Source organism: Pseudoalteromonas sp. GABNS16E, assembly GCF_028598715.1.
Classification (GTDB): domain Bacteria; phylum Pseudomonadota; class Gammaproteobacteria; order Enterobacterales; family Alteromonadaceae; genus Pseudoalteromonas; species Pseudoalteromonas atlantica.
Genome location: NZ_JAQREZ010000078.1, coordinates 1 through 13,765 on the forward strand (window position 1 = coordinate 1; position 13,765 = coordinate 13,765).

Annotated in this window: 13 protein-coding genes and 1 rRNA gene; 9 read left to right on the plus strand and 5 right to left on the minus strand. The window is 41.4% G+C overall.

Features of this window, described 5'->3' with window-relative positions; translation table 11 throughout:
- Positions 1-346: 346 nt before the first annotated feature.
- From PSI06_RS19540 to rph, 3 genes are read right to left on the minus strand one after another with little or no spacing between them, the layout of a single operon-like run.
- Positions 347-730: a diacylglycerol kinase gene (locus PSI06_RS19540; protein WP_004588246.1), complete on the minus strand. Its 384-nt coding sequence runs from the start codon at positions 728-730 to the stop codon at positions 347-349.
- 58 nt (positions 731-788) lie between these two features.
- Complete coding sequence (pyrE, locus tag PSI06_RS19545) at positions 789-1,433, minus strand: orotate phosphoribosyltransferase (protein ID WP_004588247.1); 645 nt, start codon at positions 1,431-1,433, stop codon at positions 789-791.
- A gap of 12 nt (positions 1,434-1,445) precedes the next feature.
- On the minus strand, positions 1,446-2,159 hold the full coding sequence (gene rph / locus PSI06_RS19550; RefSeq protein WP_004588248.1) for a ribonuclease PH: 714 nt from the start codon (positions 2,157-2,159) through the stop codon (positions 1,446-1,448).
- Between the two features lie 163 nt (positions 2,160-2,322).
- Between rph and PSI06_RS19555 the strand changes: the two genes are divergently transcribed.
- The 6 genes from PSI06_RS19555 to PSI06_RS19580 all read left to right on the plus strand — a co-directional run bounded on the left by PSI06_RS19555 (position 2,323) and on the right by PSI06_RS19580 (position 8,707).
- Complete coding sequence (locus tag PSI06_RS19555; RefSeq protein ID WP_024032427.1) at positions 2,323-3,183, plus strand: YicC/YloC family endoribonuclease; 861 nt, start codon at positions 2,323-2,325, stop codon at positions 3,181-3,183.
- Positions 3,184-3,299: 116 nt separating this feature from the next.
- Positions 3,300-3,920 carry a guanylate kinase gene (gene gmk / locus PSI06_RS19560; RefSeq protein ID WP_064384893.1) on the plus strand — a complete coding sequence of 207 codons (621 nt, stop codon included), beginning with the start codon at positions 3,300-3,302 and terminating at the stop codon, positions 3,918-3,920.
- Positions 3,921-4,034: 114 nt separating this feature from the next.
- A complete protein-coding gene (gene rpoZ, locus PSI06_RS19565; protein WP_004588253.1) occupies positions 4,035-4,310 on the plus strand; it encodes a DNA-directed RNA polymerase subunit omega in 276 nt (91 codons plus the stop codon).
- 127 nt (positions 4,311-4,437) lie between these two features.
- Complete coding sequence (gene spoT / locus PSI06_RS19570; protein ID WP_004588254.1) at positions 4,438-6,543, plus strand: bifunctional GTP diphosphokinase/guanosine-3',5'-bis pyrophosphate 3'-pyrophosphohydrolase; 2,106 nt, start codon at positions 4,438-4,440, stop codon at positions 6,541-6,543.
- A gap of 12 nt (positions 6,544-6,555) precedes the next feature.
- A complete protein-coding gene (locus tag PSI06_RS19575) occupies positions 6,556-6,948 on the plus strand; it encodes a RidA family protein (protein WP_004588255.1) in 393 nt (130 codons plus the stop codon).
- A 151-nt stretch (positions 6,949-7,099) separates the two neighbouring features.
- Complete coding sequence (locus tag PSI06_RS19580) at positions 7,100-8,707, plus strand: DUF342 domain-containing protein (protein ID WP_273604673.1); 1,608 nt, start codon at positions 7,100-7,102, stop codon at positions 8,705-8,707.
- 24 nt (positions 8,708-8,731) lie between these two features.
- Here the strand turns inward: PSI06_RS19580 and asnA are convergent, their stop codons facing one another.
- Positions 8,732-9,727, minus strand: a complete 996-nt coding sequence (asnA, locus tag PSI06_RS19585; RefSeq protein WP_273604674.1) for an aspartate--ammonia ligase — start codon at positions 9,725-9,727, stop codon at positions 8,732-8,734.
- Between the two features lie 196 nt (positions 9,728-9,923).
- On the opposite strand from asnA, the gene asnC reads away from it, so the two are divergent.
- Genes asnC through recG form a run of 3 tightly spaced genes read left to right on the plus strand, consistent with a single transcriptional unit; the run spans position 9,924 to position 13,248 of the window.
- Positions 9,924-10,382, plus strand: coding sequence for a transcriptional regulator AsnC (gene asnC / locus PSI06_RS19590; RefSeq protein WP_096042401.1), 459 nt, complete (start codon positions 9,924-9,926; stop codon positions 10,380-10,382).
- A 40-nt stretch (positions 10,383-10,422) separates the two neighbouring features.
- Complete coding sequence (gene trmH / locus PSI06_RS19595; protein ID WP_273604675.1) at positions 10,423-11,109, plus strand: tRNA (guanosine(18)-2'-O)-methyltransferase TrmH; 687 nt, start codon at positions 10,423-10,425, stop codon at positions 11,107-11,109.
- 57 nt (positions 11,110-11,166) lie between these two features.
- Positions 11,167-13,248 carry an ATP-dependent DNA helicase RecG gene (gene recG / locus PSI06_RS19600; protein ID WP_273604676.1) on the plus strand — a complete coding sequence of 694 codons (2,082 nt, stop codon included), beginning with the start codon at positions 11,167-11,169 and terminating at the stop codon, positions 13,246-13,248.
- A gap of 383 nt (positions 13,249-13,631) precedes the next feature.
- Here recG and rrf read toward each other — a convergent pair.
- A 5S ribosomal RNA gene (gene rrf / locus PSI06_RS19605) occupies positions 13,632-13,746 on the minus strand.
- Positions 13,747-13,765: the final 19 nt, after the last annotated feature.

Here is a 13,765-nt window from a genome sequence, read left to right on the forward strand (position 1 = left end):
GTTAAAGAACGTTGCGATTAAAGCGTTAAACTTTATCTCGCTAGGGCTGCGCATCTTACGCTTTCCTATTTTTTTGTCAACACTTAATTTTGTTAAACTTGAAAGTTTTTAAAACTAAGTTTTACTCGACTCACTAAGTGGTTTGCTTGCCTCGCTAAGCGTTGCCTGCTCTGCCGTCTCAGTGGGGTCGCATTATAGGGAGATCCGAAAACAGATCAACCCTTTTTTGAAGAAAACTTGAAATAAATGACTGTTCGCTGAGTATTTGAGCTAAATGAGCTAAAAACACAACATAACTAGCACTTTATTAACATTTTAGGTGTATTAATTGGTTTATATAGAGGGTTTACTGAAATAACTTTATATACAAACTAGCACCCCACACGATCGTAAGGATCATTAATGAGAGTGTTACTGCTGCAGATCCCATATCTTTTGCACGCCCCGATAATACATGGCGCTCTGTACTTACGCGATCAGTGAGCGCTTCTATTGCTGAATTAAGTAATTCCACAATCAATATGATCAGTAATGTACTTACTAACAATGCCCAATGTAATACCGATGAAGCTAGCCAAAAAGAAATGGGTAGCAAAATAATGCTAAGTAGCAACTCTTGCCTAAAAGCCGCTTCTTCTATAAAGGCCGCTTTAAAACCAAGGTACGAACAATACGTTGCTTTAAATATACGCTTTATACCAAGGCCGTTAGGTTTAAATACATCTTTCATTATTAGCTCTATTTACTGTGGTCAAAATAAAGCCCCGCAATTGCGAGGCTTTTTTTAGTTAGGCAATACCGTATTGATCTCGGTATGCTTTAACTGATGCTAAATGCTCGTCCATTGTACCTTGGCTCTCAAGGTAGCTAATAAGATCAGCTAATTTTACAATAGAGATCACTTTGGTATTAAAGTCGCGCTCAACCTCTTGAATAGCTGAAAGCTCAGCTTTGCCTTTTTCTTGGCGATCAAGTGCTATTAGTACACCACTTAGGTCTGCGCCGTTATCGGCAATGATTTCCATAGATTCACGAATTGCAGTGCCTGCCGTGATCACATCATCCACCAGCATAATTTTGCCCGTTAATGCAGAACCTACTAATGTACCACCCTCACCATGTGCTTTTTTCTCTTTACGGTTAAAGCAATAAGGTACATCTTTATCATGGTGATCTGCCAGCGCTACTGCGGTAGTGGTTGCAATAGGAATACCTTTATAAGCTGGGCCAAATAAAACGTCGTATTCTATTGCGGCGTCTTCAAGAGCTGATGCATAAAAACGACCCAAACGTGCTAAATCACGTCCTGTGTTAAAAAGGCCAGCATTAAAAAAGTATGGGCTTGTACGACCTGATTTAAGGGTAAACTCGCCAAATTTTAAAACCTGCTTTTCTAAAGCAAATTCAATAAACTCTTTTTGATAATCTTTCATTGGGGTACTCGCTTATGCTAACGCTTGTTTTTGAACGTCAATAATTTCACGGATTGAATGTTTAGCCAGTGTAAGTAGCTCATCTAATTCGTCGAACGAGAATGGTTCGCCCTCTGCGGTACCTTGCACTTCAATAATTTTACCTGTTTCAGTTAAAATTACGTTCATATCGGTTTCGGCTTCAGAATCTTCAAGGTACTCTAAATCACTAATTGGTTGGCCTTTATAAATACCTACCGAAATAGCAGCAATCATGTGCTTAAGTGGGTTTGAGTTGATCATTCCTTTAGCGCGCATGTGAGTAAGTGCATCAACTAAAGCAACGCATGCACCACTGATAGATGCAGTACGTGTTCCGCCATCAGCTTGAATCACATCACAATCAATTGTAATGGTGTTTTCGCCAAGCGCTTTTAAATCTACTGCAGCTCTTAATGCGCGAGCAATTAAGCGTTGAATTTCCATAGTACGACCGCCTTGCTTGCCACGTGCTGCTTCACGTGCGTTACGCGTATGCGTTGAGCGCGGTAGCATACCGTATTCAGCGTTGATCCAACCTTTACCTTGGCCTTTCATAAAACGTGGTACACCTGCTTCAACCGTAGCAGTACAAAGTACTTTGGTATTACCAAACTCAACAAGTACTGAGCCTTCAGCGTGTAATGTGTAATTACGTGTAAATGATACCGGTCTAATTTGGTTAGGTGTTCTTTCGCTTGGACGCATTGACGATCCCCTTAATTCTGAATTTGCGACATTATAAGTGCATGTGCAGGTAGATGCCATGCTGATTGTAAAATATTCAGCGTAATAAATTTTCTCTAGAGGTTAAGCAGTGTTACGGTATAATCATCGCAATATTGTATTAATAAATTTTAGGAACTTATCCATGATCCACAGTATGACTGCTTATGCGCGTCGCGAAATTAAAGGCGATTGGGGCACTGGCACCTGGGAAATTCGTTCAGTAAACCAGCGCTACCTTGAAACGTTTATTCGCGCACCAGAGCAATTTCGTGGCATGGAGCCGGTAATTCGTGAGCGTTTACGTAAAAATTTGCAACGCGGTAAAGTTGAAGTATTTTTAAAGTTTGTTGCAAATCCAGCACATGTGGGTGAGCTATCAATTAATGAGTCACTTGCTGAGCAACTAATAAATAGTGCTAAATGGGTGCAGCAACAAAGCAGTGGCGACATTAACCCCGTTGATATACTGCGCTGGCCTGGCGTAATGGAAGCACAGGAGCTCGATTTAGATACCGTTAATAAAGCACTTATAGCGGGCTTTGACCAAGTAGTTGAAGATTTTAAATCAGCCCGTGGCGATGAAGGCGCAAATTTAGAAGAAATGATTGCCACTCGCCTTGATGCCATACTTGAGCAAGTTACTGTAGTAGAAAGTCACTTACCAGAAATAGCAAAGTGGCAGCGTGAAAAGCTTAATCAAAAGCTTGAAGACTTAAAAACCGACATTGACGAATCTCGCCTTGAACAAGAGCTTATTTACCTTGCGCAAAAGCAAGATGTTGCCGAAGAACTCGACCGCTTAAAATCGCACGTAAAAGAAACTAAAAAAATTCTTAATAAAGGTGGCGCGTGTGGCCGCCGTTTAGATTTTATGATGCAGGAATTTAACCGCGAAGCAAACACCCTAGCCTCTAAGTCTATTAATAGCGATATTACTAATGCAGCTGTAGAGCTAAAAGTGCTTATTGAGCAGATGAGAGAGCAGATCCAAAATATTGAGTAATCGTACTTGTGTGCTACTTACTTGAGCACAATTAGTTAAATAAAGTACAATAGCGTAATTAAAGGCTTGGATTATTGATTTAATCCGAGCCTGTTTATTTTTAAGTAGAGAAAAACATGGCTCAAACTCGCGGAAATTTATTTATTTTATCGGCGCCTTCTGGTGCGGGTAAATCTAGCTTAATCACGGCGTTACTAAAAAAACACGCAGATATGAAAGTATCGGTCTCGCATACCACTCGAAGCCCTCGCCCTGGTGAAGAAAACGCGGTGCATTATCACTTTGTAAGCGCCGATGAATTTAAAGCATTAATTGCTAAAGATGATTTTTTTGAATGGGCGCAAGTATTCGATAATTACTACGGTACTTCAAAGCAGGCTATTGAGTCGCAGCTGAATGCCGGTATTGATGTATTTTTAGATATTGACTGGCAAGGCGCGCAGCAAGTGCGCGAAATTATGCCAAGCGTGCAAACAATTTTTATTTTGCCTCCTTCAAAAGCAGAGCTTGAGCAGCGCTTAAATAACCGAGGCCAAGATTCTGCCGAGGTCATCGCTGGGCGTATGGCCAAAGCGCAATCAGAAACATCGCACTACAATGAATATGATTATGTTGTGGTTAACGATGATTTTGAAACCGCCCTTAGCAATATTGAAACTATCGTATTAGCGCAGCGCTTAACGTTAAAAGCCCAAGCTAGCCGTCATCACGATTTAATTACAAACTTACTTAAATAAGCCATTTATGCCCTTTACAGGGAAAACTGGTAAAAATTAACCACTGGCTATTGGCGAAACAAGCTGCTTGCAGTAAACTACGCCTTTGCTTTTAAATTATTTTGGAGTGCTGAGATGGCTCGCGTAACAGTTGAAGATGCAGTAGATGCAATTGGTAATCGTTTTGACTTAATTTTAGTTGCGGCTCGTCGTGCCCGCCAAATTGCTGTTGGTGGTAAAGACCCACTAGTAGACGCTGAAAATGACAAGCCAACCGTTATCGCTCTACGTGAAATCGAAAAAGGTTTAGTTGATAGTTCATCAATGGACGTTATTGACCGTGAAGAACAACAACACCAAGAAGCAGCTGAATTAGCTGCGGTTGCTGCTATTGTTGGCGGTAATCAATAATCAACCACCCGGTTTGATTTAGTCAACGGCTCAGTATTTCTACTCTAGCCGTTGGCAATCCCCTCTTTTCATCGTATATTCTATTACTTACCGTTACTTATTGCTTCACGAGAACATTGGAGTGTGAATGTATCTTTTTGAAGGTCTTAAAAAGAAAATATCTGAATACTTGCCTGCTGCTGAAGTAGAGCTAGTGCAAAAAGCCTACGTGGTAGCCCGAGAGGCTCACGAGGGGCAAACTCGCTCAAGTGGCGAGCCGTACATTACTCACCCTGTTGAAGTAACCCAAATTCTTGCTGGCATGCACCTTGACCATGAAACACTTATGGCCGCGCTAATGCATGACGTTATTGAAGATACCGATTTTAGCCAACAGGACTTAGCCGAAATATTTGGCGATACGGTTGCCGAACTTGTAGAAGGGGTAAGTAAGCTCGATAAGCTCAGCTTTAAAGACAAAAAAGAATTCCAAGCTGAAAACTACCGAAAAATGATCATGGCTATGACCCAAGATATTCGGGTTATTTTAATTAAACTGGCCGATCGTACTCACAATATGCGTACATTAGGTGCTCTGCGCCCTGATAAGCGCCGTCGTATTGCCCGTGAAACACTTGAAATTTACGCACCTATTGCAAACCGATTGGGTATTCACGATATTAAAAATGAGCTAGAAGATTTAGGTTTTCAGGCTTTATACCCTATGCGTCATCGCGCTCTTAAATCTGAAGTGGCAAAAGCGCGAGGTAATCGCAAAGAAGTTATTTCTAACATTCAAACCGAAATAGAAGCACGTCTTGAAGAGTCTGGCATTAAGGCTACGGTTTCTGGGCGCGAAAAACACCTTTATAGCATTTATAAAAAAATGCTTAATAAAGAGCTGCTTTTTAATGAGGTAATGGATATTTACGCCTTTAGAATAAACGTAGATGCAATGGATACCTGTTATCGCGTGTTAGGTGTTGCACATAACCTGTATAAACCTATCGAAACGCGTTTTAAAGATTATATAGCCGTACCTAAAACAAATGGTTATCAGTCTTTGCATACGTCATTAGTAGGCCCACACGGTATTCCGGTAGAAATACAAGTGCGTACGCATGACATGGATCACATGGCCGATAAAGGGGTTGCTGCGCACTGGATGTATAAAAAAGCCGGTGATGGCGCAGGTAATACAGCTCAACAGCGTGCGCGTCAATGGATGCAAAGTTTGCTGGAGCTTCAACAAAGTGCTGGCTCATCATTCGAATTTGTCGAGAACGTTAAAACCGAGCTGTTCCCAGAAGAAATATACGTATTTACCCCCGATGGCCGCATAGTAGAGTTGCCAATGGGCGCTACCGCGGTTGATTTTGCTTACGCGGTACATACTGATGTAGGTAACACTTGTGTAGGTGCAAGAGTAAACCGTAAACCTTACCCACTAAGCAAAGCCTTAGATACTGGGCAAAGTGTTGAAATTATTACCAGCTCGGGTGCACACCCTAATGCAACGTGGTTAAACTTTATAGTTACAGGTAAAGCACGTTTAGGGATAAGAAACTACCTTAAGAGCCAACACCAAGAAGAAGCATTGTTATTAGGCCGACGCTTACTCGATTCTGCCTTGGGTGAAAATAAGCTCGACAGCATTGCCGATGAAAACATAGCCCGCGTACTCGAAGAGCACGAACTATCTACAGTATTAGAATTACTGGTAGAAATAGGCGCAGGTAACTTAATGAGCGTGTTAATCGCTAAACGCTTATTACAAGAAGAAAGCGACGACTTGTCTGATATTAGCAAACAAGCCAAAGCAACCATTATTGGTACCGAAGGCATGTTGGTTAATTATTCTAAGTGTTGCCGACCTGTACCAGGGGATGCCATCACTGCACATATTAGCCAAGGTAAAGGGCTTACAGTTCATCGCCAAGAATGTAAAAATATTCGCGGCTGGGAAAACGAACGCTCAAAATACCTGGTTGTAAAATGGGATGACAATCCAGAAAAAGAATATATAGCTGCGCTACGGGTGGAAATAATTAATCACCAAGGGGCTTTAGCTAAACTCACAAATGTTGTTGCTACAACCCAAGCCAACATTGTTGAGATCACTACCGACGAAAAAGAAAGTAATTTATATGTGATAGACTTGGGCGTTACCGTTAAAAACCGCGTCCATGTTGCTAATATTATGCGCCGCATTCGCGTGATGCCTGATGTGCAAAGAGTCTATCGTAAAAAGTAAAATAGGAAACTCATGAATAAAGCATTTATTTCTACCGAAAAAGCACCTGCTGCTATCGGCACTTATAGCCAAGCGGTTAAAGTAGGTACTGCCGTTTATTTATCTGGACAAATTCCACTTGTCCCAGAAACAATGGAAATGGTTTCAGAAGACTTTAGCGAGCAGACACATCAAGTATTTAAAAACATTACAGCGGTGTGCGAAGAAGCAGGCGGTAAAATCCAAGATCTTGTTAAAATTAATATTTACCTAACAGACTTATCAAACTTTGCCACTGTTAATGAAGTAATGAGCCAATATTTCAAGCAGCCTTATCCTGCCCGTGCGGCACTAGGTGTACGTGCTCTACCAAAAGGCGCACAAGTTGAAATTGACGGCATTATGGAACTTCCTTCAACTAATTAATAAATACAGAGCTATAAACCCCCTTTATAGCTCTATTTTTTACTGCTAGCCTTTGTTTATCGCCCTTTCTTGACTCACATGTAAATATCTAGCACTCTGTAATCATGTAATAAAATCAATCTTAACTTAAGTAGTAGAAAAGGATTAACTAGTGTTTAAGCTTGCCAATAATGGGAACGTATTACTTGATGTAAGTAAGCACGCTCCACCTAGCGCCGCTTTTATAATTGATGCACTCGAGAAGTCGACGTTTTGCGAATGCAAAATTGACCACGAGGCTATTGATAATTTTTTTAAAGCGCAAAATAATGAGCCAACCTTGGTTGTAGCAAGTAAGCACGATGCATCGCTTGTGGTAACGTTAAGTGAAGATAAAATGCAAGCCATAGGTGAGCTAACCTTAGCTTATGGTGGTAAAGTACTTTCGTTAGAAGAGGGCAAAAAACAACTCATAAAAGCAGGGGTTGTACGTGGTTACAAACAAGCTTTTTTAGAGCAGCTTTTAGATAAACAATTTAACTTATCCCCAGGTACAGTGGCAAAAGGGATTCTAGCCAAGGGCCGCCTACCAGCAGAAGGCACAGCAACAAAATTTGTAGCTATGGTAGAAACCCTCAAAGATCGCCTAAAAGCACCAAAAATGAAGGAAGATGGCAGTGTTGATATGCGCGACTTTGGTAAACTGGCAAGCGTAGAGCCCGGCACTGTACTGATCCGCCAGCAACCTGCAACTCCCGGTAAAGAAGGCTTCACTGTAGTAGGTGACATACTACCGGCTAAACCCGGTGAAAATAAAAAGTTAGTGGCAGGCGAAGGCGCCGAAATATCAAAAACAAATCCGCTCGAGCTTGTTTCTACAACAGCGGGGGTCCCCGTAGAAATACCTAACGGTATGCGAGTTGATGATATTTTTACCATCTCTGATGTAGATGTTAAAAGCGGCCATATTGATTTTGAAGGCAGTGTTATTGTGACTAAAAACATTGACCCAGGAATGCGAGTCACCGCAAAAGGCGACATTACTGTTTTTGGCACGGTCGAATCTGGCGAATTATCAGCCGGCGGAAACATCACTGTAAAGCAAGGCATTATTGGCCATCAAAAGCTCGAAGATAAAACATTGTCGTGCTCTATTAAAAGTGAAGGTGATGTGCATGTATCTCACGCACAATACTGTTATATGCAGGGCAAAAACATTTTTATAGACCGCCAAGCCAGCCATTGTGCTATTAAAGCAAAGCACTTATTACAAGTTGGCCAAACAGAGTTACCCAAAGGGAAGATTTTTGGCGGAGAGATTCTTGATGCAACCGTGTTAATTGCTGGCGAAATAGGCAATGAATCAGGCGCAAAAATGGCTATCAATTTAGCCGCATCCGGCGCTGAAATAACGGCCGACACAGATAACTGCTTTAAAGACTTAGCAAAAACCGATGAGCAGCTTGATACCCTTCAAGCAGCACTTGAAAAAGCAGATAAAATAAAAGATATAGAAAAGAAGAATCTGCTCATTAAAAAAATTGGCGCAACACAGCAGCATTATTGCCAACAAGCAGAGCAGCTAGAGAAAAAGTTATCTAGCCTAGATCATGAACTCCACGACCTACTAAGCGATGCAAATCTCGTCGTTAATACATCATTACACTCAGGGGTAGAGATCCATATTTTTGATAAAGTATTAAAAACTACCCGCAACTACCCACCTTGCAATATAAACCTACAAAACAATAAAGTAGAAATAAACTTTAAAACACATTAGGGCGCATTTAGCGCCCTTTATAATTTACAGTAAGCCACTTACCGTATCGTGCGTTTGCTTTGGCCATACACCTACTTGCACTTGTCCAATATGCTGCTTTTGCAGTAATAACATTGCTAAGCGCGATTGCCCTATTCCGCCACCAATTGTTTGTGGGAAAGCCTCTTCTAGTAATGCTTTATGCCAATCGAATGCTAGGCGTTCTTCATCGCCTGTTATGCTCAATTGCGCTTTTAATACATCAGGGCTTACACGAATACCCATAGATGATATTTCAAAGGCATCTTCTAACACAGGGTTCCACACTAAAATATCGCCATTTAATCCTGTGTATCCGTCAATCGTTTGGGTAGACCAATCGTCGTAATCTGGAGCGCGTACATCATGGATTTTGCCATCACCTAATGCACCACCAATACCAATTAAAAATACCGCACCGTACTCTTGTGCAATGGCTTTTTCGCGTTGCTTTGCGCTAAATTCAGGGTACATTTTGCGTAATTGCTCACTGTGTATAAACGTGATTTCACTAGGTAAGAATGGGGCTATACCAAAGCTTTCACTTACAAACTGCTCTGTTTGCTTAATGCCAGTATAAATAGCTTTAACAGTGTCTTGTAATGTAGAGAGCGTACGTTCAGTACGTTGGCAAATTACCTTTTCCCAATCCCATTGATCAACATAAACAGAATGTATTGGGCTTAATGAGTCTTCATCTGGGCGCAACGCTTTCATTTGTGTATAAATACCTTCACCTACAGAAAAGCCATAAGTCGATAGCGTTTTACGTTTCCATTTAGCAAGCGAATGAACAACTTCATAACTGCTATCGGTAATTGCTTTAACGTTAACAGCAACTGCATTCTCGTGGCCGCTCAGGTTATCTTGTGTGCCATCACCTACTTTGGCCAAAATAGGAGCCTGAACTTCAACTAACCCTAGTTGCTGCTCTAATTGCTGTGAAAAAAACTGCTTAACTTTACTTATTTGCTGCTGTTGCTGCACATAGTGTGAACTCATAATAATTGGCCTCATTCCCAGTTATTGTTACTTGCTTATTAATGAAAAAACACCCTGCAGGCGCCTTTAATATGGTTACTGTAACGATTTAAACCTTTAATTCAATAACCCATAATAAAAATAGCTTTAACATGCAAAATCGATTAATTTACACGGTATAAAAATGTAGATTCACTAATTTAAGTAAGCAAAAATAATGGAAAATTATCAAATCGATAATCTCGATAAAAAGATACTTCACGCTCTAATGGCCAATGCCCGTACAGCCTACGCAGAATTAGCTAAACGGTTTACTGTAAGTGCCGGCACAATTCACGTACGCGTAGAAAAAATGAAACAAGCGGGCATCATTACCGGCACCCAATTAAGCATTAGTACAAAGCAACTTGGTTACGATGTATGTTGCTTTATCGGTATTAACTTAAACAACGCTCGCGACTACCCAGAAACACTGATTAAGCTAGAAGCATTAGAAGAAGTAGTTGAAGCTTATTACACCACGGGTAACTACAGCATTTTTATAAAGGTAATGGCCAAGTCTATCGACCATCTTCAAGACGTGCTCATTAATAAAATACAAGCTATAGAGGCGATTCAATCAACCGAGACCTTAATCTCTTTGCAAAATCCAATTAGCCGCACAGTAATGCCTTAATAGATAAAATTACGTATAATTATCAAAAAAGAGGATCACCATGCAGCAAAATCGCTACCAACGAATAAAAGACGTGCTCTCACGTCGCCAAACAGACTTAACGGTCTGCCTAGAAGACGTACATAAACATCATAATCTCTCAGCTATTGTAAGAAGTGCTGATGCAGTAGGTTGCCATCATGTGCATGCTGTATGGCCAGAAAACCAAAAATGGCTGACCAATAATACTTCTGGCGGCAGTAAAAACTGGCTAGAAACACACCTGCATAAAAATATTGATGATGCTGCTGCGATGATGCGAAAGCACAACCCAGATGTACAAATTTTAGCGACGCATTTAAGTGAAGATGCTGTCGACTTCAGAGAAATTGATTACACCAAACCTACTGCAATTATTGTCGGCCAAGAAAAAACGGGGATCTCTCCACAAGCCTTAGAGTATGCAGATCAAAACATCATTATTCCAATGCAAGGCATGGTGCAGTCGTTAAATGTATCCGTTGCAGCAGCCCTAATTTTATTTGAGGCGCAGCGTCAACGTGATCTAGCTGGTTTATACAATAGAAATATGCTGAGTGAAGAAATTAAGCACCCAATGTACTTTGAAGGCTGCCACCCAATTATTGCAAGGCAATGCAAACAAAAAAACCTACCTTACCCTGCTCTTGATGAAAACGGCGAAATTGTTGCTGATGAACAGTTTTGGCAGGCGTTAAAACATACTTGATGCATATACAGTGTATCAGTACACTTAACTTATTAAATACTAATAATTGAGCCTACATTGTCTAAACCTAGCTTAAGCCAATACCCAATCACAGAACTTAAAGGCGTTGGTCCTAAAATGGCTGAACGGCTTTTAAAGCTAGGTATTAGTACAGTACAGGACATACTATTTCATTTGCCGCTTAGGTATGAAGACAGAACCCGTATTTATACAATTAGTGAGTTGACCCCTCATAGCCACGTAACTGTTCAAGCAACCATTGAAACCAGTCAAATAACCTTTGGAAAGCGGCGCATGCTGGTTTGCCAAATAAATGATGGTACAGGTAGGTTAACACTACGATTTTTTAATTTTACCGCAGCACAAAAAAATGCATTTAGCACAGGCAAAATAATTCGTTGCTTTGGCGAAATACGTCGCGGACGTATTGGCTTTGAAATGAGTCATCCTGAATACAGTATTAGCGACACTTTTGAACAACAACCAACATCATCAACACTTACGCCAGTCTACTCAACAACCGAGGGGTTAAAGCAGCTCTCTATTAGGGCGTTGAGTGAACAGGCAATAGAATTACTTCAAAAGTATGCAGTAGAAGAGCTACTTCCCCAACAATGGCAACCATCGCAACTACCGTTAAGTGATGCGTTATTATTACTGCATCGCCCTCCTAATGATGTTGATATAAGTGCGCTTGAACAAGGGACTCACCCAGCTCAGCAGCGGCTCGTATTTGAAGAATTACTGGCGCAAAATCTCAGTTTATTAAAAGTAAGAGAACAGGGACAACAAGTTAAAGCCGTTGCACTTGAGCCCACTAATTCATTAGAAACACAATTTTTAGCACAATTACCCTTTGCGCCAACCAATGCACAAAGCCGTGTGGTATCAGAAATTAAAGAAGATATGCAACACGCTTACCCTATGATGCGACTTGTCCAAGGGGACGTTGGCTCTGGTAAAACACTAGTCGCAGCACTGAGCGCGTTAACTGCGATAGCAAAAGGCTACCAGGTCGCATTAATGGCGCCAACAGAGATATTGTCAGAGCAACACGGAATCAACTTTTCTAGCTGGTTTGAAAGCCTTGGAATAACGGTTGCTTGGTTAGGTGGTAAAACAAAAGGTAAAGAGCGCGTAAGTACACTTGCAATGATCGCCTCAGGTGAAGCGCAAATGATTATCGGTACCCATGCGTTATTTCAAGATGAAGTAAAATTTAACAATCTTGTACTTATCATTATTGATGAACAACACCGCTTTGGAGTTCATCAACGTTTATCATTGCGTGAAAAAGGCCGCTTTGCTGATTGTTACCCACATCAACTAGTAATGACAGCAACACCAATACCGCGTACGCTCGCAATGACCGCCTATGCAGACTTAGAAACCTCGGTGATTGACGAATTACCACCTGGGCGGACTCCTATCACTACAGTTGCGATTCCTGATACTCGTCGAGATGACATTATTAGTCGCGTAAAACTTGCTTGTAACGAACAAGGTCGACAGGTTTACTGGGTATGTACACTAATAGACGAGTCTGAAGTACTACAATGCCAAGCAGCGGAAGACAGTGCATTACAGCTAAAAGAAGCATTACCTGAGCTTGCTATTGGCTTAGTCCATGGGCGAATGAAAGCTACGGAAAAGCAAGCCATTATGAGCGACTTTAAAGCGGGTAAAATTCATGTACTTGTGGCAACAACCGTGATCGAAGTTGGGGTTGATGTGCCTAATGCGAGTTTGATTATTATCGAAAACCCTGAGCGCCTAGGTTTAGCACAGCTTCACCAACTACGTGGCCGCGTAGGCCGTGGAGCTACGGCATCTCACTGCGTGCTTTTATACCATGCACCACTTTCACATACCGCACAGAAACGGTTAGGAGTACTGCGCGATAGTAACGACGGATTTGTTATCGCAGAACGTGATTTAGAAATACGCGGCCCAGGTGAAGTCCTTGGAACAAAACAAACCGGCTTAGCAGAATTTAAAATTGCAGACTTAACAAGAGATAAGCAGACCTTAAATCAAGTTAGACCCATAGCACAACAGATGTTGAAGCAATATCCTCAGTATGTAGACCCTCTCATTCAACGCTGGTTAGGCAACAAGTCAAATTACGCACAAGCTTAGTTACTTATTCGCATAAAGCCACACATTAATTTTCCCAACTAGTTACTCCCTATACCACAACTATTTCCCTACACCTTGCGCCTGTTTTTCACTTTTCTGCAGACGTAAAAAAGCCCGACTCTTTCGAATCGGGCTTTCTTGTATTTGGAGTCGGTGCGCTACGCAGAAGAATGTCTTAGTGCCCACAGCGATGGAGAGCCACATAACAAATGCTACGCTCTCATCCTCTGCCGTGTTCTTTTATCTGTGGGTTTCGTGATACTCAACCACGCTACGATGGTCAGGTTAACGCTGTGCAGCTGATAGCTGACGGCTGATATTTTCACTTTTCTGTAGACGTAAAAAAGCCCGACTCTTTCGAATCGGGCTTTCTTGTATTTGGAGCCTGGTAATGTCCTACTTTCACATAGCAAATGCTACACTATCATCGGCGCTGTTTCGTTTCACTACTGAGTTCGGCATGGGGTCAGGTGGGTCCAAAACGCTATGGTTACCAAGCAAATTAGGTGCAAAGGAG